A 24,811-nucleotide genomic window follows, 5' to 3' on the forward strand; every position below is an offset into this window, starting at 1 on the left:
GCGCACTGTCGGGAGTCGGGGGTCGAGGTGTCATGGGCTTGCCCTGTCGAGGAGTCCGATGAGCGCGTCGAAGGGGCTCGGATCCGGTCTCGGGGGCTCCTCGACGGGAACCCGCGTCGGCACGATGACGCGCGACTCGCTGCGGGCCTTGGCCGTGATCGGACCGGGGAGCGGAGCATCGGCGAGACCCGGGGTCACGACGGTGACACTACCGACGGCCTGCTCGCCGTCCTCGGTCAGGACGGTGAACGAGAACTGGTCGACGGGTGCGCCGCTCGAGCGGAACTCCGCGCTGCCGTCGCCCGGACAGATCGCGGTGCCCGCCACGGCAGCACCGCACGCGGCGAAGACGGGTACGGCGTCAGGGTCGCTCGAGGCGACGAGCGAGTGGAGGTCGACGGTCGTCGTGCCGTCACGTTCCGCCTCGACGACGCTGTGCAGCGCGAGGAGGGTCGATGGCCCCGTGGGGTAGACGGCGATGGTCAGCGTCGCGGCCTCCGACGCGTGGTCGAGGTCGTCGATCACGCGCACCGTCAGCTCGGCCTCGCCCGTGAAGTCGGGCGCGGCGGCGAACTCGAGATGGGTCGGGGTGACGCCGAGTTCACCGGCTCGGCGCGGGGACACTCCGACGGCCTCGATCCGGGAGTCGCCCTCGGCGCTGCAGAGGGTGCAGACGATGCCGAGATCGGACAGCGGCACGAGGACGCGCGCGCCTTGGGCGAACGGCACCGGGTAGGCCCTCGACTCGAGGGCCGGCGGTTCCGGCGGAGCGAGGCCGACGCTGTAGACGACGGTGATCGTCGTCGATCCCGTGGTCAGGGCGACGGGCACGTCCTGGCGCGGGAGCTCGGGGTCGTACTCGGGAGCGGCGAAGGTGAGCTTCTCCGGCTCGCACGCGATCCGGATGCCGTGCGGCGCCGAGACGGCGCCGCAATCGGCGATCGTCCAACCGGCTGCGGGAGCGATGTCCGCGGTCGAGCGGTAGGGGATGTCGACGACAGCGACGCCGTTCGTCGCGGCCCGCGCCGAGGCCGTTCCGGCGATGGCTCCGGCGACTGTTCCGACGACGAGGAGCAGCGAGCCGACGACGGCGAGGCCACGACGGGAGTGCGCGGCGCGGCGCGGCGCGGCGGTCGCTGGCTCGCTCATGCCGTCGTCGTCCCCTCCGGCCCCTCCCGAGAAGCGGGGTCCGTCGCCACTATGCTAGGTCGTGCCGTCCGGCCGGGACAGTCATGGCCGACCACGAGGTCGCCGCCCGGTAGGCCGAGGGGATGCATGGACAGCACCGCGTCGTCGTTCCGCCGCGATCGCCGGGGCGCTCGGGGGCCGGGCGGGGAACGCCCGGCGGAATCGGGTGGGACGCCTCCTGCGAGGGCGGCCGCGGACGGTGACACGATCGGCTGGGACCCCGAGCGGGAGGTCGTCGTGTCCGCTTCGGCCATTCCTCCGGCCGCCGAAGCGACCTGGGCGCCGTCTCCCGACCAGCCGTCACCGCTCGCCGCCGCGCCGGCCGCCGGTGCACGCGGCCTCGCCCGCCCGACTGATCCCGCCGGTGCCGACGGTGGCGCCGTCCGTCTCGGCTGGGAGCCCGGACAACCCTCTCTTTCCGCGGGAACGCCGCGCGCGGCCGCTCCCGTGAAGCGCGGCCTCGTCTCCGGCGCGACGGTCCTGCCGGAGATCACCGAGGCGCCCCCGGCACCACGGAAGCTCTGGAAGCACCCGGCCTTCATCCTCTCGATGGTGACGACGGTCATCGCCGTGGGCGCCGCGGTCACCCTCATCATCATGGCCGCGCTCGCCGAGGGGCCACCGCGCGTGACGGGACTCGACATCACGGCGGGCAGTGGCGGCGTCGCGCTCTCGTGGAACGGACCGGACGTGCCATACGACGTGTTCGTCGTGGGCGACGGTGGCGACGTCCTCGATGTCTCTCAGGGGGTGCGTGGGCGAGGCATCTGGTTGCCGCGCGCGTTCGACACGTTCGACGACGACTCGTGCTTCGTCGTCCGGGCGGAGAGCATCGGCGGCGACGTCGCGCTCGGGGCGGAGATGCTCGACGAGCAGGGCGCCGCGAGCGTGTGCGTGGCCGACGCCGATGAATGAACGGAGCACGACCACGGTCGCGGCGGTCGCTCTCGCGGCGGTGCTCGGCCTCACCGGGTGCGCGTCGGCCGGGGCTGAGCCGACTCCCCTCCCCACGCCGACTGTCGTCGATCTCTCCGAGGTCGACGTGACCGATGTCGACCGCAACGGCGTCGAGTACCTCTCGGATCGCGCGGCGCTCGACGCGGTCCTCGCGGGGATGGACGAGGCCGGACCGGTCACGGTGACCGGCTCCTTCCAGGAGCGGCCGGACGAGGACGGCGGTGGCACTCGTCGAGTGCGCATCGACCTCACCGGGACGCAGTCGCGCTTCCGGGCTGAGATCTCCGCAGCGGACGCGACGATGACCGCGGTCGTCACGGACGGGCGGGCCTACGTGACGGGCAACGCCGCATTCGCCGAGGTGCTCGGCGTTCCGGAGGCCGCCGGGGGTGTTGTGTGCCTGCCATCGGACGATCCGCGCATCACGACGTGGGCGCCGTCGTTGTCGCCGTCGGACCTCCTCGAGTCGATGGTGGGCGAGGAGGCCGGTGTGTCCCTCGAACCGGCCGTCGGACCGGAGGACGTGACGGAGTCCGTCGAGTTCGTGATCGGGGCGGCCGGGGCACCGATCGGATCACTCGTCGTCGCGGCGACGGGACCGGCCGTACCCCTCCGCCTCGTCGCCGCCGACACGCGCGGTGACGCCGACTTCTCCTTCGTCTGGGGGGAGACGGACGAGGTCGTGGTGCCCGAGGAGGCCGCCCTGCCCTGCGCCTGATCGGCGAGGCGACTCGACCGGCGCGTCGCGGCGCGGCCCGTCGCCGTCGGCTCGTCCTAGGCTGAAACCGTGCAACCGACGCAAGGCGACGAGCCGAACCCGAGCCCGGAGCCGACGACTCACGGCGTCGGGCCGTGGCGGGGTGAGTGGCCGGACGACCCGCGACTCGATCCCGAGCTGCTCGAGAACGGTGACACGCGCAACGTCGTGGACGCCTACCGGTACTGGTCGATGGAGGCCATCGTCGCCGACCTCGACGCTCGTCGTCACCCCTTCCACGTGGCGATCGAGAACTGGCAGCACGACATGAACATCGGGTCCATCGTGCGGACGGCGAACGCGTTCCTCGCCGAGACCGTGCACATCGTGGGTCGACGCCGGTGGAACAAGCGCGGTGCCATGGTCACCGATCGGTATCAGCACGTCCTCCATCACGCAGATGTCTCCGAACTCGTCGCGTGGGCCGCCGAGCGGGGGCTCCCCGTGATCGGTGTCGACAACGTGCCGGGCTCCCGTCCGATCGACGAGGACCCGCTGCCCGAGCGATGTGTCCTGCTGTTCGGGCAAGAGGGGCCCGGGCTGTCCGACGAGGCGATCGCCGCCTCCGAGCGCGTCGTCGAGATCCGCCAGTTCGGCTCGACGCGCTCGATCAACGCATCGGCCGCTGCGGCGATCGTGATGCACGAATGGATCCGCGCATACGCAATCCGGCCGCATTAGCGCACCGAACGGGGAATGCCAAGCACTTGGCGTCGGTTACGCAACTGACGTGACCCGTGGCGCAGTGTCGGTGGTTGCGCCTACGCTCGACAGACAACCGGACGTCGATCCACACGAGGGGAGCCCGGTACGCATGATCACTTTCGACGGTGTCTCGAAGAGATTCCCCGACGGCTCCCTGGCCGTCGACGACTTCTCACTCACCATTCCGTCCCGCACCACCACGGTCCTCGTGGGGTCGTCCGGCAGCGGCAAGACCACCCTCCTGCGCATGATCAATCGCATGGTCGATCCGACCTCCGGGCGCATCCTCATCGACGACGAGGACGTCGCCGGCCTCGATCCGGTGAAGCTCCGTCGCCGCATCGGTTACGTCATGCAGAACTCCGGGCTGCTCCCGCATCGCACGGTCATCGACAACGTGGCGACGGTTCCGATCCTCGAGGGGGTCAAGAAGTCCGAGGCGCATGCTCGAGCACTCGAACTGCTCGACACCGTCGGCCTCGACCGCGGCCTCGCGAAGCGGTATCCCGCACAGCTCTCCGGCGGTCAGCAGCAGCGCGTCGGGGTCGCGCGCGGTCTCGCCGTCGACCCGAACATCCTCCTCATGGACGAGCCCTTCGGCGCCGTCGACCCCCTCGTCCGAGACGAGCTCCAGCAGGAACTGCTGCGCATCCAGCGCGACCTCTCGAAGACGGTGGTCTTCGTCACACACGACATCGACGAGGCGTTCCTCCTCGGCGACCAGGTCGTCATCCTCCGCACCGGCGGTGTCATCGCACAAGCGGGCACGCCGGCGGAGATCCTCGCGAACCCGATCGACGAGTTCGTCGCGAGCTTCGTGGGGGCGGACCGCGGCAAGCGGTCGCTCCACGTCGACCCCGCGCACACGAGCGGGGAGCGTGGGGAACGTGTTCTCGTCGACGGCGGCGGCCGGGCCGTCGGAATCCTTCGAGACGAGGCACCGGCTCCCCGATCGCCCGGGGCCGTAGCGCCATGACCTGGGTCCTCGCCAACATCGAACAGATCTGGCGGCTCACGCTCGACCACATCGCGTTGAGCGTGCCGCCGATCATCCTCGGCTTCCTCATCGCCGTGCCGCTCGGTTGGATCGCCCACCGATACCGGCCGTCCCGCGGCGCGATCCTCACGGTGAGCGGACTGCTCTACACGATCCCGGGGATCGCCTTGTTCCTCTCGCTCCCCGTGATCCTGGGGACCCGCATCCTCGATCCTCTCAACGTCGTCGTGGGCATGACGATCTATGCCGTCGCATTGCTCGCCCGCACCGCCGCCGATGCGTTCGACGCGGTGTCGAACGATGTTCGCCAGTCCTCGGTCGCTGTCGGCTACGGCCCCGTGCGACGCTTCTTCGTCGTGGAATTGCCGCTCGCGGGCCCCGTGCTCCTCTCCGGACTCCGTGTCGTCTCGGCGAGCACCGTGAGCCTCGTCTCCATCGGGTCCCTCATCGGGGTCTCGAGCCTCGGCTACTTCTTCCTCAACGGCCTCAATCGGCGCTTTCCGACCGAGATCTTCACGGGGATCGTCGGTGTCATCCTGATCGCCGTCGTCTTCGACCTGCTGCTCGTGGTGATGGGCCGGTTGGTGTTGCCGTGGGCGCACGTGTCACGTCGCCGCGAATCGTCGAGTCGGAGGGCGATCGCATGAATTCGCTTCTCGGCGCACTCGCCTGGCTCGGCGATCCCGTCAATTGGACGGGCGAGCGGGGCATCCCCGTTCGACTGCTCGAGCACCTCGGCATCACGAGTGCCGCGGTCCTCGTCGCTGCCGTGATCGCCGTCTCCCTCGGTCTCTACATCGGGCACACGGGGCGGCTGTCCTTCCTCGTCGTGAGTACGACGGGAGCATTGCGCGCGCTTCCGACGCTCGGTCTCCTCGTCCTCTTCGCGCTCTGGCTCGGGGTGGGTATCGGGCCCGTCATCCTCGTGCTCGTCATCCTCGCGATCCCGCCGCTCCTCGCCGGTGCCTACGCGGGAGTCGAATCGGTCGATCGCGGCACGATCGACGCGGCTCGCGCCATGGGGATGACGGAGTGGCAGATCCTCACACGGGTCGAGATACCGCTCGGGCTCCCGATCATCGTCGGAGGGCTCCGGTCCGCCGTCCTCCAGGTCGTCGCGACCGCGACGATCGCCGCCTACCTTCCCATCGGCGGGCTCGGTCGCTACATCTTCGACTACCTGCCGCTCCGCCGATTCGAGCCGGTGTTCGCCGGCGCGATCCTCGTGACCCTGCTGGCCCTCGTCCTCGAGGGCGTCTTCGCGGCCCTTCAGCGACTCACCGTCCCGAAGGGCGTGCGGATCCTCCAGGGTTCGCCCGCCGCCCGCGGCGGATCCGGGCGCGCGCGCGTCGAGCTCGCGTCCGGGTCGCCCGCCGCAACAGCCCACGCACAGGGCGCATCGGGGCCACCCCAGCGTCGGTCGGACTCCGTTTCGGCCGAGAACTCGACCTCACTCCCCACACAGTAAAGGAAGTCCCATGTTCACGAATCGACGCACGCGTCTGTCGCTCGGGCTGCTCGCAGCCGGCGCAGCGCTCACGCTCGCCGCGTGCTCCAGCTCCGACCCCATCACGGGCGGCGGCGGGGGCGGAGACGACTCCGGCTCCGGCGACACCCAGTCCATCCACGTCGGCTCCGCCGGCTTCGCCGAGTCCGAGATCATCGCGGAGATCTACGCGCAGGCCCTCGAGGCCAACGATTACACGGTCGAGCGCACGATGCAGATCGGCCAGCGCGACGCGTACATCGCGGCGCTCGAGGACGGCTCGATCGACCTCGTCCCCGATTACACCGGGAACCTCCTCCAGTTCTACGACGACCAGAGCGACGCGGTGACGAGCGACGAGGTCTACTCCGCCCTGCAGGAGGCGCTGCCGGATGGATACGAGGTCCTCGAGCAGGCCGAGGCGGAGGACAAGGACAGCTACAACGTCACGCAGGAGTTCGCCGACGAGTACGGCCTCGCGAGCCTCGCGGACCTCATGACGGTGACGGAACCGCTCATCATCGGCGGCAACCCGGAACTCGCCGAGCGTCCCTACGGTCCCACGGGACTGCAGGAGATCTACGGCGTCTCGCCGTCGAGCATCCAGTTCGAGCCGATCAGCGACTCGGGCGGACCCCTCACGGTGCAGGCGCTCCTCGACGGCACCGTCAACATCGCCAATATCTACACGACGACGCCGGCGATCGCGGACAACGGCTTCGTGACGCTCGAGGACCCGGAGAACATGATCCTCCCGCAGAACGTCGTGCCGCTCATCTCGTCGGACGCCGCGTCCGACGAGGTCGCGGAGATCCTCAACTCCGTCTCGGCGGAGCTCACGACCGAGGACCTCATCGACCTCAACGGTCGTAACCAGGGTGACGAGAAGGCTTCCCCGGCCACCCTCGCGACCGACTGGCTCACCGAAAAGGGCCTCTTCCAGTAACCACAGAGCTACACCCGCTCGAGGGCGCCAGGTCTACCTGGCGCCCTCGACGCGCATCTGCCGCCCTCGCACGTTCCGCGTCCGACCAACTCGGATGTGACGCGGAAGCGTGAGCGGTAGGCTGTTGTCGTGACTGGACACGACCTGCTGGGGACCCCCGAGACGCGGCTCCCCGCTGAACCGGAGGTCGTTGCGGCGCTCGCGTCGGCGACCACCATCGACGACATCGAGGCGGTCGTCCGCGCGCATCCGACCTCCTCGCTCGCGTGGGCCCTGCTGGCGGAGCACAGCTTCCACCCGGCGTCGGCCCTTCAGGCGTACGCCTACGCCCGAGTCGGCTACCACCGGGGGCTCGACGCCCTGCGGAAGGCCGGCTGGCGCGGGCAGGGCCCCGTCCCGTGGTCGCACGAGCCGAACCGCGGCGTCCTCCGCTCCCTCTACGCGTTGCGCAAGGCGGCAGCGGCGATCGGTGAGATGGACGAGGTCACGCGGCTCGACGAGTTCCTTCGTGGAGCCGACGAAACAGCCGTCGCGCGCATCGAATCGCTCGGCGAGACCCGTGACGAACCGTCGCCCTCGACGGAGGCGTTCGTCATCCGCGGCCTGGACTGACCGACCGCGCACAGAACTGACCGAGCACCCGCTCGGCCGAACGAAAGGGCATCGAGCATGCCGGGAATCGTGATCGTCGGCGCCCAATGGGGCGACGAAGGAAAAGGCAAGGCGACTGACCTCCTCGGCAGTCGCATCGACTACGTCGTGAAGTTCAACGGCGGGAACAATGCCGGCCACACCGTGGTCGTCGGCAACGAGAAGTACGCGTTGCACCTGCTCCCCTCGGGAATCCTGACGCCGGGTGTCACACCGGTGATCGCGAACGGCGTCGTCGTCGACCTCGAAGTCCTCTTCCACGAGCTCGAGGCGCTCACCGCTCGCGGGGTCGACGTCTCGAAGCTGCGCGTGAGCGCCAACGCGCACATCATCACGCACTACCACCGCACCATCGACAAGGTCACGGAACGGTTCCTCGGGAAGCGCCAGATCGGGACGACGGGTCGCGGCATCGGTCCCGCATATGCCGACAAGATCAATCGTGTCGGCATTCGGGTCCAGGACCTCTTCGACGAGAACATCCTGCGCCAGAAGGTCGAGGGCGCTCTCGACGTCAAGAACCACATGCTCGTCAAGATCTACAACAGGCGCGCGATCGCCGTCGACGAGATCGTCGAGGATCTGCTCTCCTACGTCGAGCGGCTGCGCCCCATGGTCACCGACACGGCGCTCGAGCTGCACGAGGCCCTCGAACGCGAGGAGATCGTCCTCTTCGAGGGCGGCCAGGCGACGATGCTCGACGTCGACCACGGCACGTACCCCTTCGTGACGTCGTCGAACGCGACCTCGGGAGGCGCCTCGACGGGCTCCGGCATCGCGCCCAACCGCATCGATCGGGTCATCGGGATCGTGAAGGCGTACACGACTCGTGTCGGCGCCGGACCGTTCCCGACGGAGCTGTTCGACGAGTTCGGCGACTACCTGCGCGCGACGGGCTTCGAATTCGGGACGACGACGGGCCGGCCGCGTCGCGTCGGCTGGTACGACGCGCCGATCGCGCGGTACGCCGCTCGGATCAACGGTGTCACGGATTTCGTACTCACGAAGCTCGATGTGCTCGACGACCTCGACACGATCCCCGTGTGCGTCGCCTACGAAGTGGATGGCGTCCGAGTGGACGAGATCCCCGTCTCCCAGTCGGACTTCCACCACGCGAAGCCGATCTACGAGGAGTTCCCGGGCTGGAAGCAGGACATCACCGGTTGCCGCACGTTCGAGTCGTTGCCGAAGAACGCGCAGGACTACGTCCTCGCGCTCGAGGCGATGAGCGGCTCGCGGATCTCCGTGATCGGCGTTGGTCCCGGCCGTGACGAGGTCGTGGTCCGCCACAACCTCCTGCCCTAGCCCTCCCTCGCCCACCTCTCCCCCCTGAACACTTCCTCTGTGCACGAAAATTCGTGCACAGAGGAAGTGTTCAGGGGGGTTAGACGACGGGGGCTAGACGACGGAGAAGTCGTGCGGGAGCGGTTCGCGGCCCGTGAGCGCCATGAGGAGCTGCTCGCCCTTGCCGGTGCGCGCGGCGATTCCGGCCGCGAGCGTGGCCGTGGCCTCGACGAGGTCCGCGGGGACCGAAAGGGGTGCGCCGAGCGCCCGACCGATGTCCATCGAGTGCACGACGAGTTCGAAGACACGGGTCTGCAGGTACTCCTCGAGCAGGATCCCCATGCCACCGATCGAGACGATGCGCCCGGCCGGCTGTGCATCGATGAGCGTGAGCGCATGATCGCGCAGCTCCCGGACGCGCACGATCGGATCGTCTCCCAACGACTCGCCGACCTCGACACCGCGTCGGCGGATCGCCTCGGGGTTCGTGTAGACGAGGTAGAGCGCGCCGTAGTAGTCGGCGGCGGTGTCGATCGACACGGAGCCCGGATCGTCGAGGCCGAGGTAGTCGATCACCGTGATGAGGGCGCGAGCGGTGTGACCGACGAGACCGCGCACATCCCAGGTGCCGAGTCCGGGGAGCGACCACGCGTCGGGCGGCACGGCCTCCACGGCGTCCACGAAGAGGGAAGACGCTGCGCGGAAGCGATCGATGCTGACCATGGCACCATGCTGGCACGGCGGGCTGACACACTGAAGAGATGGATGACAACGCGGTGGCCTTCTGGCTCGGCAGCTACACCCCCGGAGCGGACGGGACGGGAAAGGGGACCGGAGTCGGTGTCCGCGCGCTCGGCCGTGAGGAGTCCGGTGGCCTCGTGCCGATCGCCCACGTCGAGTCGGATTCGCCGTCGTGGGTCGTGCAGCACCTCGTCCTCCCCGTGGTCTATGCGGCCGAGGAGTTCTCGGGCTTCGTCGTGGCCTTCGCGGCCTCCCACGACGGGACGCTCACGCGGCTCGGCGAACCGGTGCCGGTCGGCGGGATCGTCTGTCACCTCTCGGTCTCCGCCCGCGGCGGCGCCCTGATCGCCTCCTGCTACGGCGACGGCCGCGTCGTCGTCCTCCCGCTCGCCCCCGACGGTCGCCTCGCTGGGGGCACGGTGGAACTCGAGACCACCGCCGACCCGTACGCGGTCCCGACCTCGGCGACGCTCTCCCGGGGTGGGCTCCTGCTGCCCCCATCCGTGACCGAACCGGTTGCGCCGGCGATGACGGACGTGGAGCCGCGGCAGTCGCGCGCCCACACGTCCCGCTGGCTCGCCGACGGCCGTGTCGTGACGACGGACCTCGGCTTCGATCTCGTCCGGTTCTGGCGCCGCAGCCCGTCGGCGTCCGCGCCCCTCGTGCTCGACCACGAGGTGACCCTTCCCCGCGGTGTGGGGCCGCGGCACCTGACGTGGCATGAGAGCGGCCACCTCCACGTCGTGACCGAGTACTCGATCGAGGTCTTCACCCTGCGGGCGGGGGAGGACGGCAGGTTCTCGGTGATCGCGGGCGTCGAGGCGACGGCGGACGGCGCGCAGGACGGGGATTCCGCCGCCGAACTGACGGTCGTCGGGTCGCGCGAGCACCTGCACGCGAGCGTGCGCGGCAGCAATCGCATCTCCACGCTGCAGATCCGCGGCGACGGCAGCGAGCTGCGGGCGATCGGCGACGTCGACAGCGGGGGAGACCACCCCCGACACCACGTCGAGGACGGCGGTGTGCTCCACGTCGCGAATCAGACGTCGGGCACGATCGACTCGTTCGAGATCGACGAATGGACGGGAATCCCCGCCCGGCGCGTCGGTCGCGTCGAGGTCGGCTCGCCGACCTGCCTCGCGCCCGCGCGACCGTAAACCGATGCGCACACGCAGGGCGTAGCCCACCGGGGGCTGCGGCCACGGATGCTGATGGAGTCAGCTGACCGGAGCGTCATCCACGGGGCGGCCGCCGGACACGACGAGTCGTCCGCGACGCCACACACTCTCGACGAGCGCGACGCCCGGCCGGTAGGCGAGGTCGACGTGACTCGAGCCGCTCAGGGCGACGACATCCGCGCGGGAACCCACGGCGATGCGTCCGACGTCGTCGCGCCGGAGCGCCGCGGCGCCACCGGCCGTCGCCGCGTACAGGGCCTCGGCTGGAGTCATCCCCATTTCGCGGACGGCGATCGCGACACAGAACGGCATCGAGGAGGTGTAGCTCGATCCGGGGTTGCAGTCGCTCGCGATGGCCACGGTCACTCCGGCATCGAGCAGGCGGCGGGCGTCGGGATACGGCTGCCGCGTCGAGAACTCGACGCCGGGGAGGAGTGTGCAGACGGTCTCCGAACCGGCGAGGGCCGTGATGTCCTCGCCGGTGAGGTAGGTGCAGTGATCGACGGCTGTCACTCCCATGTCGACGGCCAGCCGGACCCCCTCGCCGATGCCGAGCTGGCTGGCGTGCATCCGGGCCCCGAGCCCTCTTCGAATACCGGCCTCGAGGATCCGCCGTGACTGCTCCGTGGTGAAGGCACCGGACTCGCAGAAGACGTCGATCCAGCGCGCGTGCGGTGCGCAAGCGTCGAGCATCGGACCGACGACGAGGTCGACGTACTCGTCCGAGCGGCCCGCGAACTCCGGTGGGACGACGTGGGCGCCGAGAAACGTCACTTCGTCGGTGAAGCGCCCGGCGATCTCGAGGAGCCGCCTCTCGTCGTCTACGGAGAGGCCGTAGCCGCTCTTGACCTCCATCGTGGTGGTGCCCGACAAGAGGGCCTCGGTGAGCAATGACCGCACCCGATCGGCGAGCTCGTCGTTCGTCGCCGCGCGTGTCGCAGCGACCGTCGAACGGATGCCCCCAGCGGAGTAGGGGCGACCAGCCATGCGGGCCTCGAACTCGGCGGACCGGTCGCCCGCGAAGACGATGTGGGAGTGGCTGTCGACGAAGCCGGGGATCACGGCGCGACCTCCCAGGTCGACGACGACGTCCGACGCCGGTGCGTCGGCGCCGGCGCCGACCCACGAGACAAGGCCGTCGTCGAGCTGGACGGCGGCGTCGGTGAGCAGACCGAGGGGGTCGGACCCGTCGCGTGCCTCGTTCGTGACGAGCTGGCCGATGCCCGTGAGGAGTGTCGTCATGGCGTCATCCGTTCGTCGAAGGTACTGCGGTCGTCGGTGAGAGGCCGAGCAGGTGCGCGAGCGCGTCGGAATCGCGGCTGGCGACGGATCGTCCGCCGACGATGACGGTCGTCACATCCGCCGCCGTCGCGCTGTACGGGAGCTGCTCGTGGTCCGAGCCGAGCGTGCGGACGCTGTCCGCCGCGATCTCGACGAGATCGCACCACGCGCCGCTCCGGATCTCCCCGCCGTCGAGTCCGAGGGACACGTAGCCGTCCCGGGTGCCCGCACGCCAGAGCTCATCGGGCGCGAAGCGACCGCGCGAGCCCGACGCGAGGCGCTCGCCGTATTCGAGCCCGCGCACCTCGGCGAACGGATCGATCACGGCGTTCTGGTCGGAGCCGATCGCGATCGGGCTGCCGGCGTCGGCGAGTCGACGTGCCGGGCCGATGCCGTCGCCGAGGTCGGCCTCCGTCGTCGGGCACATGACGATCGTCGCGCCCGCCCCGCCCAGGAGGGCGATGTCGTCGTCCGTGAGGTGTGTGGCGTGCACCGCGCTGAGGCGGCGGGAGAGGAGCCCGGCGTCGGCGAGGAGTCGTGACGGCGTCGCTCCCGTGGCGGAGAGGGACTCGGCGTTCTCCGCCGGCTGTTCCGAGAGGTGGACGTGGAGGGGGACGTCCTGCGGGAGCCCCCCGGCGACGACCGCGAGCTCCTCGACGGGGACCGCCCGCACCGAGTGCACCGCGGCGCCGAGTGTCACGAGGCCGGATGAGCGCGCCGTGAGGGCGTCCCGCACGGCGGACCAGCGGTCGAGCCACCGCGCGGCCGACCCGTCGCCGAAGCGCACTTGATCGCCCTCGAGCGGACGCCCGATGCCGCCGGTGAGGTAACAGGTGTCGAGCAGGACCAATCGGATCCCGACCTCCTCGGCAGCGTCGGCGATGGCGTTCTCCATGTCGTGCCGAGGGTAGGGCGACCCGTCCGGGCGATGGTGCACGTAGTGGAACTCTCCGACGCTCGTGTACCCGGCGGCCGCCATCTCCGCGAACACCGCCGTCGCGACCCGCCGGTAACGATCGGGGGTGAGTCGTCTCGCCTCCTCGTACATGGCGGTCCGCCAGCGCCAGAAGTCGCCGGAGCCGTCGTGCGTCCGCCCGCGCAGCAGGCGGTGGAACGCGTGCGAGTGGGCGTTCGCGAAGCCGGGCACGACGGTGCCGAGCGTGACGGCGTCGGTGGGGCGCTCGACTCCGACGGTCACGGCCGCGATCGCGCCCCGCTCGTCGGATGCGATGAGCACGTCGCTCGCGAAGCCGTCCGGGAGACGGGCGGCCGTGGCCCAGTAGCGCGTCATGCTGATGCCGCCTCCGCTCCGGTGAGATCGGCGAGGACGCGGGTGAGGGCGTCGACGCCCGCCCTGCAGTCCTCGTCCGATGCCGACTCCGACGGGGCATGCGAGACGCCGTTCGGATTGCGTACGAAGAGCATCGCGGTGGGGATCCGGGCGGCGAGCACGCCGGCGTCGTGACCGGCTCCCGTCGAGAGGGCCGGGACGTCGTCACCGATCGCGCGAGCGATGCGCTCGCGCAGACCGGAGTCGAACACGACGGCGGGGGACACCGACTCGGCGGTCACCTCCACCGTGCACCCTTCCACCGAGGCGATGGCGTCCGCCGCGATCGAGACCGCGCGGACGAGGTCGGCGAGCGCGTCATCGTCCTCGGCGCGGCAATCGGCCCAGACGGTGGCGGTGGAGGCGATGACGTTCGTGCCGCCGGGGATGAACTCGACGCGACCGACGGTCGCTCGCGTACTCCGTTCCGCGTCGCCCGCCGCCGCCAGGTCGCGTGCGTCGAGGACCAGGCGGGCGGCCGCGACCACGGGGTCGCGGCGGTCCTCCATGCGGGTCGCGCCGGCGTGGTTGCCCTCGCCGGTGAAGCGGATGCGCCAGCGACCGTGCGCCAGGATGCCCGTCGCGACCGCGACGGCGTGGGGAGTGTCCGCGAGCCCGACGCCCTGCTCGACGTGGAGCTCGACGAAGCTCGAGAGCTCGTTCACCGTCGGGTCGGCGCCCATACCGGTCGGGTCGATGCCCGCCTCGGCGGCGGCATCCGCGAGCGCCACTCCGCGGTCGTCGAGGAGGCCGAGCACCGAGACCGGGTCGACGGCGCCGACGGAGAGACGGGAGCCGAGGCACGCCGAGCCGAAGCGCGCCCCCTCCTCCTCGGCGAACACGACGACGGCGAGCGGCACGGCCGGCCGGTGACCGGTCTCCCGGAGCCACGAGACGGCCGCGAGGGCGCTCGCGACGCCGAGTGGACCGTCGTAGGCGCCGCCGCCCGGCACCGAGTCGAGGTGGCTGCCCGTGCCGACGGCGCCGGGACGGGGCTCCCCCCACCACGCCCAGAGGTTCCCGTTCCGATCCGTCGACACGTCGAGCTCCAGCGCTTCGGCGTGCCGCGTGAACCAGGCCCGTAGCTCGCGCTCGGGCGACTCGAACACGCGGCGGGAGTACCCGCCGCGCGCGGCGTCGCGTCCGATGTCGGAGATCTCCGCGAGCAGGTCGACGACGTCGAGCACGCTCACTCCCACAGGGGGACGCGCAGCCCCCGCTCACGGGCGACCTCGGCGGCGCGCTCGTAGCCTGCGTCGACGTGGCGCATGACGCCCGTGCCCGGGTCGTTCACGAGCACGCGTTCGATCTTCTCGGCCGCGAGGGGCGTGCCGTCGGCGACGATGACCTGACCGGCGTGGATGGAACGGCCGATGCCGACGCCGCCGCCGTGGTGGAGCGACACCCACGTCGCGCCCGACGCGGTGTTGAGGAGGGCGTTGAGGAGCGGCCAGTCGGCGATCGCGTCGCTGCCGTCGGCCATCGACTCCGTCTCCCGGTAGGGCGAGGCGACGGAGCCGGAGTCGAGGTGGTCGCGACCGATCACGATGGGAGCGGAGAGCTCGCCGCTCGCGACCATCTCGTTGAAGCGCAGGCCAGCGAGGTGACGCTCCTTGTAGCCGAGCCAGCAGATCCGGGCGGGAAGGCCTTCGAAGTGGACCTTCTCGCTGGCCTTCTCGATCCAGCGCCGCAAGTGCTCGTCCTCGGGGAACAGCTCGAGGATGGCGCGATCGGTGGCCGCGATGTCCGCAGGGTCTCCTGAGAGAGCCGCCCAGCGGAACGGACCCTTGCCCTCCGCGAAGAGCGGGCGGATGTAGGCGGGCACGAAGCCCGGGAAGTCGAAGGCGCGTTCGTAGCCGCCGAGCTTCGCCTCGGCGCGGATCGAGTTGCCGTAGTCGAAGACCTCGGCGCCGGCGTCCTGGAAACCGACCATCGCCTCGACCTGCTTCGCCATCGCGGCGCGGGAGCGCTCCGTGAAGGCGACGGCGTCGGACGCCGCGGCGGCCTGCCAGTCGGCGACCTCGATGCCCTCGGGGAGGTAGGACAGTGGGTCGTGCGCGCTCGTCTGGTCGGTCACGATGTCGATCGGCACCCCGCGTTCGAGGAGTTCGGGGAAGACGGTGGCCGCGTTGCCCACGACGCCGATGGAGCGTGCGACGCGGTTCGTCTTCGCGTCGAGGGCACGTTCGATCGCCGTGTCGAGGTCGGGAGCCAGCTCGTCGAGGTACCCGTGCGCGACGCGGCGGGCGAGCCGGGCCTCGTCGACGTCGACGATGAGGCAGGCGCCCTCGTTCATGGTCACGGCGAGGGGCTGAGCCCCTCCCATGCCGCCCGCTCCGCCCGTGAGCGTGAGGGTTCCCGCGAGGGTCCCGCCGAAGGATGACCGCGCGATCGCGCCGAAGGTCTCGTAGGTTCCCTGCAGAATGCCTTGCGTGCCGATGTAGATCCACGAGCCCGCCGTCATCTGCCCGTACATCGTGAGGCCCTCGGCCTCGAGGCGGCGGAACTCCGGCCACGTCGCCCAGTCGCCCACGAGGTTCGAGTTGGCGATGAGTACGCGGGGTGCCCACTCGTGCGTGCGGAAGACGCCGACGGGTTTGCCCGACTGCACGAGGAGGGTCTCGTCGGAATCGAGCGACTCGAGGGTCCGCACGATCGCGTCGTACGCCTCCCACGACCGCGCGGCGCGCCCGGTGCCGCCGTAGACGACGAGGTCGTCCGGGCGCTCGGCGACCTCGGGATCGAGGTTGTTCATGAGCATGCGGAGGGGGCCCTCGGTCTGCCAGCTCTTCGCGGTGAGGGTGGTTCCGCGGGCAGCGCGGACGGGGCGGGCGGTACTCATGGTTCTCCTAGCGGATCGGTGTGGTGTGAGGAGCCGCGGGGCGACGCGTCAGCCGGCTGCGCGCCGCGGCGGCGTCCCGGGGAGGATGTGGAGTTCGGTGCTGAGGAGGTCGGCGTGGTGCCGGACGCGCGCGCCGTACGACGCGAGCTCCTCCTCGGTGATGCGGAACGACGGGCCGATGATGCTGAGGGCGCCGACGATGTTGCCGCGCGCGTCCGTGATCGGGGCGGCCGCCGCCGCGGCGTCCGGCTCGATCGGCGTGCCGCGGGACAGGACGAACCCGCCGTCGCCGAGCCGACCGCCGAGCACGGAGCCGAGCGCCGTCCCGACCGTCGTGATGGCGCGACCGGTCCACGTCGCGTGCCGGATGGCACGCGGGCTCTCGACCTGCCGGAGGTACACGGCGGTGTCCTCGCCGTCGGGGACGGCGAGGTAGGCGGTCTCTCCCGTGTACTCGGAGAGCTCGTGGAGGTGCGGTTCCGCGAGGTTGTAGAGGGCGAGGTTGCCGACGGCGATCGCCCCGATCTGGAGGATCTTCGTGCCGGCGACGTAGTGTCCGGCCGTGTCGCGACGCAGGAACCCGCTCGACTCGAGAGTCTTGAGGAGTCGGGCGACGGTGCTCGTCGGGAGCCCGACGGCGCGGGAGGCCGCGCTCAGGCTGACGGGTTCGGAGGCCGCGGCGATCTCGTGGAGGACGCGGAGCGCGCGTTCGACGCTCCGGGATCCTCCGGCGTCTGCCTGGTCGTTCATGGTGCCCCCTCGGGGTCGTGGTTGCTGGAGTGAGCCGATCCGCCGGCGGTCCGGCCGATCACTCCGACATTCTCTCGCGCATGTGCTCGGCCGGTTCGAGGACCGACAGGTCGGCGACGTAGCGGGAGAGGTCGACGTCCTCGAAACCGTGCGGCGGGAGATCGGCCCGTTCGGGGAAGCCCTCGAGCGGCCTCGTCGTGTCGAAGCCGAGCTTCGACGTGGTCGTGTCGGTGCCGTTCGGTGTCGTGAACTGGCGCGCGCTCGGGTCCATTCGGATGCCCTTCGCATCGTGGAGCGTCACGAGGTCGCGGTGCGCCTGGAAGCGCACGTTGAGACTCCAGAGCACGGCAGCGTCGTCCCGCACGTCGATGTCGTCGTCGACGACGTAGACGTGCTTGAGGAAGTGGTCCGCGGCGAAGGCGGCGAGGATCGCTTGCTTGCCGTCGCCGTCGCGCCGCTTCCGCACCGCGATGTAGGCGCTGAACGAGCCGCCCGAGAATGGGATGCGCACGGCGGTCGTCCCCGGGACGGACCGGCGCACCGCGTCGAGCAGCCGCGCCTCGCGGCCGGGGTAGAGCCAGAGGCACAAGTGCTCGGAGTGGGTCGGGTGCAGGTCTTGGAAGATCGCGTCCGACCGCCGCGTGATGGCGCTCGCCGTGAACACGGGCGCCTGCGCGGCACCGTAGTAGTAAGAGAACTCGCCGAAGGGGCCCTCACTCTCGCGTCGGCCGGGGTCGACCGTGCCTTCGATGACGATCTCCGCGCCAGCGGGGACCTCGAGATCGACGCTCACGGCATCGACGACCTCGAGGGGCGCGCCGAGGAGCGCTCCCGTCAGCCGGTGCGCGTCGAGCGCGACGGGGTTCTTCAGTTGCGAGGCGATCGCGTAGGCCGGGTGGTGCCCGATGACGATCGCGACGGGGACGGTCGTTCCCGCCTCGCGAGCGGCGGCGAAGATGCGGCCGAGGTCGTGGTCGGGAGCGGCGTTGACGGTGAGCGTTGCACGACCCGTGATCATCATCCGATACATCCCGGTGTTGATGGACCCCGTTTGCGGGTCGCGCGCGACGACGACTCCGGAGGTGATGTAGGCACCGGCGTCGTTGCGCGAGTGGGTCGCGATCGGCAACGCCCCGAAGTCGATGTCCTCGCCGGTCACGACGACGTCATGGACGGGGGCGGAGTCGACGCGCCGGACCTCGGGCAGCTCCGCGCGCTGAACGGCGAGCACGTGGTCGAGCGCCGCCGTCGCGGGCACGCCGAGGGCGGACGCGATGCGGGCGCGTGTGCCGAACAGTCCCATGAGCACGGGGAGGTCGGTGCCCTCGACGGAGTGGAAGAGTACCCCGGGGGCTCCGAACGGCTCGAGCGCTTTGACGACGGCCGAGACCTCGGCGCCCGCGGTCACGGACCGCGAGACGTCGATGAGATCCGGTGTGTCCCGCAGGCCGTCGAGGTAGGTGCGGAGGTCGGCGCCCGCCATCAGGCCGCCCCGCTCGTCCACAGCTCGCGCGTCGCGGGGCCATCGTCGCCCGGGGTCGTGGGGGACGGAGTCGTGGGGGACGGAGTCGTGGGGGCCGGGGCGTCGCCGAGGCCGGCGAGGCCGATGGAGCCGTGCTCCGCGTACCGTCCCGAGAGGATGTCGGCGGCGATCGTCTCCATCTCGCCCGCGAGCACGCGGTCCTCCGCGAGGAACTCGGAGCGGTCGCGGACCGCGGCGTAGACGCGCGCGAGAGCCGGTGCGTCGGCTCCCTTGCTGCGGAGGTCGCTGCCCTGGGCCGCGGCCATGAGCTCGATCGCGACGACGTACGCGGCGTTGCGCGCCATCCCCGCGAGGCGGGCCCCGGCGTGGGTCGCCATGCTCACGTGGTCCTCCTGGCCGGCGGAGGTGGGGATCGAGTCGACGCTCGCGGGGAACGCCTTCGACCGGTTCTCGGCGACGAGGGCCGCCGACGTCACCTGCGCCATGAGGAAGCCCGAGTTGAGTCCGGCCCCCTCGACGAGGAACGGGGCGAGACCGCTCATCGACGCGTCCATGAGCATCGCCGTGCGCCGCTCGGAGAGCGAGCCGATCTCGCACAGCGCCATCGCGATCGTGTCGGCGGCGAAGGCCACGGGCTGACCGTGGAAGTTGCCGCCCGAGAGGATCACGCCGTCCTCGGGGAACATGAGCGGGTTGTCGGACACGGCGTTGGACTCGCGCTCGAGCACGGTCGCGGCGTGCTCGAGGAGGTCGAGCGACGCGCCCATCACTTGGGGCATGCAGCGCAGGCTGTAGGGGTCCTGCAGTCGGCGTCCGTCGAACTCGGTCGCGAGGACGCCGCTCTCGGCGACGAGCGCGCGCAGTGCCGCGGCCGCTCGGATCTGGCCCGGCTGACGGCGGATCCGCTGGATGCGGTCGTCGAGCGCCGTCGGGCGCCCGGCCGTCGCCTCCATCGTGAGCGCACCGGCGGCGATCGCGGCGTTGAAGACGTTCTCGGCGAGGAAGAGCCCACGGAGAGCGAGGGCTGTCGACACCTGGGTGCCGTTGATGAGCGCGACGCCCTCCTTCGGGCCGAGCACGACGGGCTCGAGGCCGATGCTGCGGAGCGCCTCGGTGGACTCCTTCTCCTCGCCTCCGATCATGACCGTTCCGAGCCCCGTCATCGCTCCGACGAGGTGGGAGAGCGGAGCGAGGTCGCCGGAGGCGCCGACCGAGCCCTGGCTCGGCACCACGGGGAGGATGTCGTTGTTGAGCATCGCGACGAGGGTGTCGACGATGGAACGGCGGACGCCGGAGTGGCCCTGGCTGAGGCACAGAACCTTCACGAGCATCGTCGCGCGAACGACCTCGGCGGAGAGTGGGTCGCCGACGCCCACCATGTGCGAGGCGATGAGGCGACGCTGCAACTCCTCGAGGTCCTCGGCCGAGATGCGCCGGTCGGCGAGCTTCCCGAAGCCCGTGTTCACGCCGTAGATGACGTCGCCGTTCGCGATCGCGTCCGTGATCACCCGGTGGCCGCGCTCGATCGCGTCGATCGCGTCGTCTCCGAGGGTCACGGTCACGGGACCGCGGAAGGGCGCGCGCAGCTCGTCGAGGGTCGCGCCGACGGGGCTGATGGTGAGGGTCGTCATGGGGTTCCTTCGATCGGGGGAGGGGGAGCTCATTCGGCGCCCTCCGTCCAGCGGGTGATGAGCGACGATTCGATGTCGAATCGATCGAGGAGTCGTCCGACCCCGTCGTCGATGATGTCCTCGACGGTTTGCGGACGGTTGTAGAAGGCGGGGGCCGGCAGGCAGATCGTCGCTCCCGCGAGGGTGACCTGCTCCATGTTCCGGATGTGGATGAGGTTGAGGGGCGATTCGCGCAGGAGGATGACGAGCGGCCGCCGTTCCTTGAGGGTCACGTCGGCGGCCCGAGTGAGCAGGCTCGTCGTGGCGCCCGTCGCGATCTCTCCGAGGGTGCGGACCGAGCACGGCGCGATGATCATGCCGCGCGTGCGGAACGACCCGGACGCGATGCTCGCGGCCACGTTCGTCACGGCGTGGTTGACGTCGGCCTTCGCGCGGACCTCTCGCGGCGTGAGGTCGGATTCGAAGGCGAGCGTCAACTCGGCGGCCTTCGACATCACGAGGTGGCTCTCGATGCCGAGCACGCGCAGCTCCTCGAGGAGGCGGATGCCGTAGGCCGACCCGCTCGCGCCCGTCATCCCGACGACGAGTCGATCGGTCATGACGGACGCACCTTGATGTTGATGGACTTCGCCTCGCTGTAGCTGCCGAACTCCTCGGCCGATTCCTCGCGACCGATGCCGCTGCCCTTCATACCGCCGAACGGCGAGCCGGGGTAGTGGCGGTTGGCGTCGTTGACCCACACGTAGCCCGCCCGGATCGCGGTCGAGAGCCGTAGCGCCCTGTCGATGTCGCGCGTCCAGACGGCGGCGCTCAAGCCGAGATCGGTCTCGTTGGCGAGAGCGACGACCTCGTCTTCGGTCGTCCAGGACTGGACGATCGCGACCGGGCCGAAGATCTCCTCGCGGGCGACCCGCATGCCGCTCGTGACGTTCGTGACGAGCGTCGGTTCGACGAAGTACCCGTCGGCCTCGACGCGCGAGCCGCCCGTGACGAGCGTCGCGCCCTCGGCGACCGCCGAGGCGATGTGGTCGAGGACGCTCTCGGTCTGCGCCGCCGAGACGAGCGGTCCCATCTCGGTGTCCGGGGCGTATGCGGCCCCGAGGGAGAGCGAGCGCATCCGCGCGGCGAGCCGCTCGACGACCTCGTCGTGCACGGAGGCGTGGACGAGGATGCGCGCGGTCGACTGGCACGACTGGCCGGCGCTCACGGTGAAGCTCAGTCCCGCGAAGGCCGCGGCGGCGGCCTCATCGATGTCGGCGTCCGCGCAGATGACGAAGGGGTTCTTCCCGCCGAGCTCCGCGGAGAAGTGCTTCACGACGCCGCTCTCGGACAACCGGGCCTGGATGGCGACCGCTGTGCGGTCGCTCCCCGTGAACGCGATGCGCTTGACGCGCGGGTGGACGACGATCGCGTCGCCCGCCTGGACGCCGCCCGAGACGATGTTGACGACGCCGGCGGGCAGAGCCTCGGCGACGAGAGCGCCGAGAGCGAGGGTCGCCACAGGGGTCTGCGCCGCGGCCTTGATGACCATCGTGTTGCCGGCGAGGAGGGGGAAGATGAAGCCGGCGATCGCGAAGAGGCTCGGGTGGTTGAACGCGATGATCTTGCCGACGACGCCGTAGGGTTCGAAGCTCACGAGCGAGATCCCGTCAGCGTGGGGGCGGGTCATCCGGCCCGTCGACGCGAGGGCGATGCCGGGCCACTCCGTGAGGTAGCGGAGGGCGAGCCCGACGTCCCGACGCGTCGAGGCGAGCGGGTTGCCACTGTCGATCGACTCGAGCAGTGCGAGGTCCTCTCCGTGTACGGCGAGGAGCTCGCGGAACCGGGAGAGGTGCGCGGCCCGCTCGGAGACGGTCAGCGCCGCCCAGGTCGGCTGCGCCGCCTCGGCCGCGGCGATCGCGCCGTCGACCTCCTCACGTGAGGAGTCCGGGACGTCGGTGTAGGCGGCACCCGTCGACGGGTCGACACTCGCGCTCCGGTTCCGGGTTTCTGTCCAGGCGCCGCCGACGAGATTGAGGGGCCGTCGCTCCGGCCAGAACGCCGCGAGGGCGTCGTCGTACGACGGGGTGGTTGCGGTTGTCGTCATCCGCGGGAACCTCCGAGTAGTGGGGTGCGTCGTCGCGAGAACGCCGACGACGAGATGGTCGCCCCCGAGAGGGGGAGCGTGTGGGTGAGGGGAGTCGCGTCGGTGTCGTGACCGTCGAGACCCGCGCGGACGATCGCCGTCATGAGGTCGCCGACGACCGGAGCGGTCTTGAACTGGTTCCCGCTCGTGCCGACGGCCACGTAGAAGCCGTCGCGATCCGTTCGGTCGTAGATCGGGAGCCAGTCGTCCGTCACGTCGTAGAGCCCGGCGATCCCGCTCGGCGCGACGGAGATCCGGCTGCCGGGGATACGGCGTGCGGTGCGGACGGAGTGGCGGTACCAGGCCTCGCGGCTGGGCGAGGGGTCGAGGGAGTCGACGTCGTCGAGCACCTCGACGCCGTCGACCGGCGAGCCGTTGCCGCCGACGAGCACGGCGTCGTCTCCGTCCGGACGGAAGTTGATCCCGAGGTCGCCGTCGACGATGTGGGCGCCGTCGCGCGACATCGACACCGTCTCCGGGAGGTGGACGAGGTGGAGCTCCTGGCGATGGGCGCTCAGGCCGACCGTGAAGTCGCCGCCGACGCCCGCGAGCGCGTTGATCGTGCGGGAGTGTGGCCCGGCCGCGTTCACGACGGCCGCCGCATCGAGGTGGCCGCCGTCGTGGAGTTCGATGCGCGTCACGCCGCTCTGCTCGGCGAATCCGGTGACGCGCCGTCCGAGCTCGAAGCGGACGCCGAGGCGCCGCGCGAGAGCGGCGAGGTTCTGCGCCGCGAGCGCGGGGTCGGAGACGTAGCCGGAGGTGGGGGTGTGGAGGGCGCGTTCGATCCGCTCGGTGGGTTCGCGCCAGAACGCCGAGTCCTCGATCGCGGCGGGTGGGCCGAAGCGACGCGTGTCCGCCCACGGCAGTGCTCGGGCGAGGCCGTTTCCGTCGACCTCGTCGTAGTCGACTCGTGCGCGCGTCATCGTGTCCGCGAGCCGCTCGAGCGATTCCGTGCCGTCGTCGAAAACGAACGTTCCGCAGCGGACGAACTCCGCGACGGCTTCGTCGGCCGGCGTCGAGGTGAACTCGCGCCAGTCGGTCCAGGCCGCGATCGACTCGGCGGCCATCGCGCTGCTCTCGACGTCGAAGGCGTGCACCCGGACGATCCCGGCAGAGGAACTCGTGGATCCGAAGCCCGGCGTGCCGTTCGCGTCGATCACGATGACGTCGAGACCCGTTCGTGCGAGCGAGACCGCGATGGTCGCCCCGATGATCCCCGCACCGACGACGGCGACGTCGAACGTCTCCCGCGGTGTTCTTTTCGGGGATGTTACGAACGGGTTCATTTCTTATTTCCTCGCCCGATTGGTCTGTTGCCGGGCGGTCCCGGCAGGTTACTGTTTCCTACCAGTTGGAACTCTATACCGCAGAACGGGAAACATCTGGAAAGGTGGGCTCGCGAAATCGATCTGTAACGTCCTATTTACATGGACGTGAGGAACTCGATTCACGGGCCACTTTCGGCAGCCCTTCCCACTTCTGATGGAGAACCGACTCACCCGCACGACGTATCAACGTCACCGACCAGGAGGTTCAGCAATGCCAGGCACCACCTCTCCGCGGCTCTCCCGCCGCATGCGCGCCCCGCTCGCCGCGGCGTCCATCGTCACGATCGCCCTCTCCCTCTCCGCCTGCGCCCAGGGCGACTCCGACGAGCCGGCTCCCGCCGGTTCCGCCGCCACCGACCTCACGGCGATGCTCCCGGACGACGTCGTCGACCGTGGCTACATCACGGTGGCCGGCGACGCCTCGTACCCGCCCATCGGCTTCATGGACGACGACGGGACGACCATGGTCGGCCTCGACGCCGACATCGCCAAGGCCATCGGCGAGGCCCTCGGCATCGAGCTCCGCAAGGAGAACGCGTCGTTCGACTCGATCATCCCGGGCATCCAGGGCGGGAAGTACGACGCGGGCATGTCGTGGATCAACGACACGGAGGAGCGCCGCGCCATCGTCGACTTCATCGACTACAGCCAGGACGGCTCGTCGATGTTCGGGCTCGCCTCGCTCGCCGAGAAGCCCGCGTCCCTCGAGGAGCTGTGCGGTCGCAGCGTCGCCGTCCAGAAGGGCACGGCCCAGCAGACGGACGTCGAGACGGCGTCGACGGCGTGCGAGGAGGCCGGCGACCCCGCGGTCGACCTGCAGGTCTACCCCGACCAGACGGCCGCGAACCTCGCCGTGAAGTCCGAGCGCGCGGAGGTGTCGATCGCCGACATGCCCGTCGCCGCGTGGCAGGTCTCCGAGACGGACGGCGAGTTCGAGCTCTTCGGCGAGCCCTACGGCGAGGTCATGCACGGCGTCGCCGTCCTCAAGGGCAGCGAACTCGCCGAGCCGATCGCGCGAGCGCTCGAGCAGATCATGGAGGACGGCACCTACGAGTCGATTCTCGACGAGTGGGGCATGAGCGACGCCGCCATCGACGCTCCCCTCATCAACGGGGAACCGCTCTCCTGAGCCCCCGCCGGCACCACGCGTA

Annotated in this window: 23 protein-coding genes; 11 read left to right on the forward strand and 12 right to left on the reverse strand. The window is 70.5% G+C overall.

Translation table 11 applies throughout. The annotated features are described in order from the left end of the window. Positions 1-30: 30 nt before the first annotated feature. The gene (locus ELQ92_RS03660; protein WP_128497596.1) at positions 31-1,149 is read right to left on the reverse strand and encodes a hypothetical protein; all 1,119 of its coding nucleotides are present in this window, start codon (positions 1,147-1,149) and stop codon (positions 31-33) included. Positions 1,150-1,275: 126 nt separating this feature from the next. On the opposite strand from ELQ92_RS03660, the gene ELQ92_RS03665 reads away from it, so the two are divergent. The 9 genes from ELQ92_RS03665 (at position 1,276) to ELQ92_RS03705 (ending at position 8,992) form a co-directional block, all read left to right on the forward strand. Next, positions 1,276-2,103 carry a hypothetical protein gene (locus ELQ92_RS03665; protein WP_128497597.1) on the forward strand — a complete coding sequence of 276 codons (828 nt, stop codon included), beginning with the start codon at positions 1,276-1,278 and terminating at the stop codon, positions 2,101-2,103. Further along, on the forward strand, positions 2,096-2,863 hold the full coding sequence (locus ELQ92_RS03670; RefSeq protein ID WP_128497598.1) for a hypothetical protein: 768 nt from the start codon (positions 2,096-2,098) through the stop codon (positions 2,861-2,863). Before ELQ92_RS03665 ends, ELQ92_RS03670 begins: the two co-directional genes overlap by 8 nt. A gap of 69 nt (positions 2,864-2,932) precedes the next feature. Continuing rightward, the gene (locus tag ELQ92_RS03675) at positions 2,933-3,583 is read left to right on the forward strand and encodes a TrmH family RNA methyltransferase (protein WP_128497599.1); all 651 of its coding nucleotides are present in this window, start codon (positions 2,933-2,935) and stop codon (positions 3,581-3,583) included. Between the two features lie 133 nt (positions 3,584-3,716). Further along, on the forward strand, positions 3,717-4,583 hold the full coding sequence (locus tag ELQ92_RS03680) for an ABC transporter ATP-binding protein (protein WP_128497600.1): 867 nt from the start codon (positions 3,717-3,719) through the stop codon (positions 4,581-4,583). Beyond that, positions 4,580-5,251 (forward strand): ABC transporter permease, encoded by a 672-nt coding sequence (locus ELQ92_RS03685; protein WP_128497601.1) that lies wholly within the window; start codon positions 4,580-4,582, stop codon positions 5,249-5,251. The genes ELQ92_RS03680 and ELQ92_RS03685 overlap by 4 nt, the downstream gene beginning before the upstream one ends. Next, positions 5,248-6,072: an ABC transporter permease gene (locus tag ELQ92_RS03690; protein WP_128497602.1), complete on the forward strand. Its 825-nt coding sequence runs from the start codon at positions 5,248-5,250 to the stop codon at positions 6,070-6,072. The genes ELQ92_RS03685 and ELQ92_RS03690 overlap by 4 nt, the downstream gene beginning before the upstream one ends. A gap of 10 nt (positions 6,073-6,082) precedes the next feature. Further along, a complete protein-coding gene (locus ELQ92_RS03695) occupies positions 6,083-7,036 on the forward strand; it encodes an ABC transporter substrate-binding protein (protein WP_128497603.1) in 954 nt (317 codons plus the stop codon). Between the two features lie 129 nt (positions 7,037-7,165). Continuing rightward, entirely contained in the window at positions 7,166-7,648 is a 483-nt protein-coding gene (locus ELQ92_RS03700) for a DUF3151 domain-containing protein (RefSeq protein ID WP_128497604.1), read from the forward strand. A gap of 57 nt (positions 7,649-7,705) precedes the next feature. Then, on the forward strand, positions 7,706-8,992 hold the full coding sequence (locus ELQ92_RS03705) for an adenylosuccinate synthase (RefSeq protein ID WP_128497605.1): 1,287 nt from the start codon (positions 7,706-7,708) through the stop codon (positions 8,990-8,992). A 93-nt stretch (positions 8,993-9,085) separates the two neighbouring features. Here the strand turns inward: ELQ92_RS03705 and ELQ92_RS03710 are convergent, their stop codons facing one another. Further along, on the reverse strand, positions 9,086-9,694 hold the full coding sequence (locus ELQ92_RS03710) for a maleylpyruvate isomerase family mycothiol-dependent enzyme (RefSeq protein WP_128497606.1): 609 nt from the start codon (positions 9,692-9,694) through the stop codon (positions 9,086-9,088). Positions 9,695-9,732: 38 nt separating this feature from the next. Here ELQ92_RS03710 and ELQ92_RS03715 point away from each other — a divergent pair, with 38 nt between their 5' ends. Beyond that, a complete protein-coding gene (locus ELQ92_RS03715; RefSeq protein WP_128497607.1) occupies positions 9,733-10,869 on the forward strand; it encodes a lactonase family protein in 1,137 nt (378 codons plus the stop codon). 60 nt (positions 10,870-10,929) lie between these two features. On the opposite strand, the gene hutI is transcribed toward ELQ92_RS03715, so the two are convergent. From hutI to ELQ92_RS03765, 10 genes are read right to left on the reverse strand one after another with little or no spacing between them, the layout of a single operon-like run. Then, entirely contained in the window at positions 10,930-12,132 is a 1,203-nt protein-coding gene (hutI, locus tag ELQ92_RS03720; protein WP_128497608.1) for an imidazolonepropionase, read from the reverse strand. A 4-nt stretch (positions 12,133-12,136) separates the two neighbouring features. Next, the gene (locus ELQ92_RS03725) at positions 12,137-13,462 is read right to left on the reverse strand and encodes a formimidoylglutamate deiminase (RefSeq protein WP_128497609.1); all 1,326 of its coding nucleotides are present in this window, start codon (positions 13,460-13,462) and stop codon (positions 12,137-12,139) included. After that, positions 13,459-14,694 carry an allantoate amidohydrolase gene (locus ELQ92_RS03730; RefSeq protein WP_243694849.1) on the reverse strand — a complete coding sequence of 412 codons (1,236 nt, stop codon included), beginning with the start codon at positions 14,692-14,694 and terminating at the stop codon, positions 13,459-13,461. The genes ELQ92_RS03725 and ELQ92_RS03730 overlap by 4 nt, the downstream gene beginning before the upstream one ends. Next, positions 14,691-16,343: a urocanate hydratase gene (hutU, locus tag ELQ92_RS03735; RefSeq protein ID WP_128497610.1), complete on the reverse strand. Its 1,653-nt coding sequence runs from the start codon at positions 16,341-16,343 to the stop codon at positions 14,691-14,693. Before hutU ends, ELQ92_RS03730 begins: the two co-directional genes overlap by 4 nt. Positions 16,344-16,391: 48 nt before the next feature. Further along, complete coding sequence (locus tag ELQ92_RS03740; protein WP_166426694.1) at positions 16,392-17,093, reverse strand: IclR family transcriptional regulator; 702 nt, start codon at positions 17,091-17,093, stop codon at positions 16,392-16,394. 58 nt (positions 17,094-17,151) lie between these two features. Further along, on the reverse strand, positions 17,152-18,597 hold the full coding sequence (locus ELQ92_RS03745) for a UbiD family decarboxylase (RefSeq protein WP_128497612.1): 1,446 nt from the start codon (positions 18,595-18,597) through the stop codon (positions 17,152-17,154). Continuing rightward, positions 18,576-20,207: a histidine ammonia-lyase gene (hutH, locus tag ELQ92_RS03750; protein WP_128497613.1), complete on the reverse strand. Its 1,632-nt coding sequence runs from the start codon at positions 20,205-20,207 to the stop codon at positions 18,576-18,578. Before hutH ends, ELQ92_RS03745 begins: the two co-directional genes overlap by 22 nt. Positions 20,208-20,236: 29 nt before the next feature. Next, positions 20,237-20,806, reverse strand: a complete 570-nt coding sequence (locus ELQ92_RS03755; RefSeq protein ID WP_128497614.1) for a UbiX family flavin prenyltransferase — start codon at positions 20,804-20,806, stop codon at positions 20,237-20,239. Next, positions 20,803-22,293 carry an aldehyde dehydrogenase family protein gene (locus tag ELQ92_RS03760; RefSeq protein ID WP_128497615.1) on the reverse strand — a complete coding sequence of 497 codons (1,491 nt, stop codon included), beginning with the start codon at positions 22,291-22,293 and terminating at the stop codon, positions 20,803-20,805. The genes ELQ92_RS03755 and ELQ92_RS03760 overlap by 4 nt, the downstream gene beginning before the upstream one ends. Beyond that, entirely contained in the window at positions 22,290-23,618 is a 1,329-nt protein-coding gene (locus ELQ92_RS03765; protein ID WP_128497616.1) for an NAD(P)/FAD-dependent oxidoreductase, read from the reverse strand. The genes ELQ92_RS03760 and ELQ92_RS03765 overlap by 4 nt, the downstream gene beginning before the upstream one ends. 253 nt (positions 23,619-23,871) lie before the next feature. Between ELQ92_RS03765 and ELQ92_RS03770 the strand changes: the two genes are divergently transcribed. Then, entirely contained in the window at positions 23,872-24,789 is a 918-nt protein-coding gene (locus ELQ92_RS03770; protein WP_128497617.1) for an ABC transporter substrate-binding protein, read from the forward strand. The last annotated feature ends 22 nt before the right edge of the window (positions 24,790-24,811 follow it).

The sequence above is a fragment of the Labedella populi genome (assembly GCF_004078655.1).
GTDB lineage: Bacteria > Actinomycetota > Actinomycetes > Actinomycetales > Microbacteriaceae > Labedella > Labedella populi.

Bases quoted from the DNA above. Each gene is read 5' to 3' on its own strand.
- ELQ92_RS03680 (WP_128497600.1), top strand. From the start codon at position 3,717: ATGATCACTTTCGACGGTGTCTCGAAGAGATTCCCCGACGGCTCCCTG.
- ELQ92_RS03695 (WP_128497603.1), top strand. From the start codon at position 6,083: ATGTTCACGAATCGACGCACGCGTCTGTCGCTCGGGCTGCTCGCAGCC.
- hutI (WP_128497608.1), bottom strand. From the start codon at position 12,132: ATGACGACACTCCTCACGGGCATCGGCCAGCTCGTCACGAACGAGGCA.
- ELQ92_RS03765 (WP_128497616.1), bottom strand. From the start codon at position 23,618: ATGAACCCGTTCGTAACATCCCCGAAAAGAACACCGCGGGAGACGTTC.
- ELQ92_RS03715 (WP_128497607.1), top strand. From the start codon at position 9,733: ATGGATGACAACGCGGTGGCCTTCTGGCTCGGCAGCTACACCCCCGGA.
- ELQ92_RS03690 (WP_128497602.1), top strand. From the start codon at position 5,248: ATGAATTCGCTTCTCGGCGCACTCGCCTGGCTCGGCGATCCCGTCAAT.
- ELQ92_RS03760 (WP_128497615.1), bottom strand. From the start codon at position 22,293: ATGACGACAACCGCAACCACCCCGTCGTACGACGACGCCCTCGCGGCG.
- hutU (WP_128497610.1), bottom strand. From the start codon at position 16,343: ATGAGTACCGCCCGCCCCGTCCGCGCTGCCCGCGGAACCACCCTCACC.
- ELQ92_RS03685 (WP_128497601.1), top strand. From the start codon at position 4,580: ATGACCTGGGTCCTCGCCAACATCGAACAGATCTGGCGGCTCACGCTC.
- ELQ92_RS03665 (WP_128497597.1), top strand. From the start codon at position 1,276: ATGGACAGCACCGCGTCGTCGTTCCGCCGCGATCGCCGGGGCGCTCGG.
- ELQ92_RS03660 (WP_128497596.1), bottom strand. From the start codon at position 1,149: ATGAGCGAGCCAGCGACCGCCGCGCCGCGCCGCGCCGCGCACTCCCGT.
- ELQ92_RS03710 (WP_128497606.1), bottom strand. From the start codon at position 9,694: ATGGTCAGCATCGATCGCTTCCGCGCAGCGTCTTCCCTCTTCGTGGAC.
- ELQ92_RS03755 (WP_128497614.1), bottom strand. From the start codon at position 20,806: ATGACCGATCGACTCGTCGTCGGGATGACGGGCGCGAGCGGGTCGGCC.
- ELQ92_RS03705 (WP_128497605.1), top strand. From the start codon at position 7,706: ATGCCGGGAATCGTGATCGTCGGCGCCCAATGGGGCGACGAAGGAAAA.
- hutH (WP_128497613.1), bottom strand. From the start codon at position 20,207: ATGACGACCCTCACCATCAGCCCCGTCGGCGCGACCCTCGACGAGCTG.
- ELQ92_RS03740 (WP_166426694.1), bottom strand. From the start codon at position 17,093: ATGAACGACCAGGCAGACGCCGGAGGATCCCGGAGCGTCGAACGCGCG.
- ELQ92_RS03770 (WP_128497617.1), top strand. From the start codon at position 23,872: ATGCCAGGCACCACCTCTCCGCGGCTCTCCCGCCGCATGCGCGCCCCG.
- ELQ92_RS03725 (WP_128497609.1), bottom strand. From the start codon at position 13,462: ATGACGCGCTACTGGGCCACGGCCGCCCGTCTCCCGGACGGCTTCGCG.
- ELQ92_RS03670 (WP_128497598.1), top strand. From the start codon at position 2,096: ATGAATGAACGGAGCACGACCACGGTCGCGGCGGTCGCTCTCGCGGCG.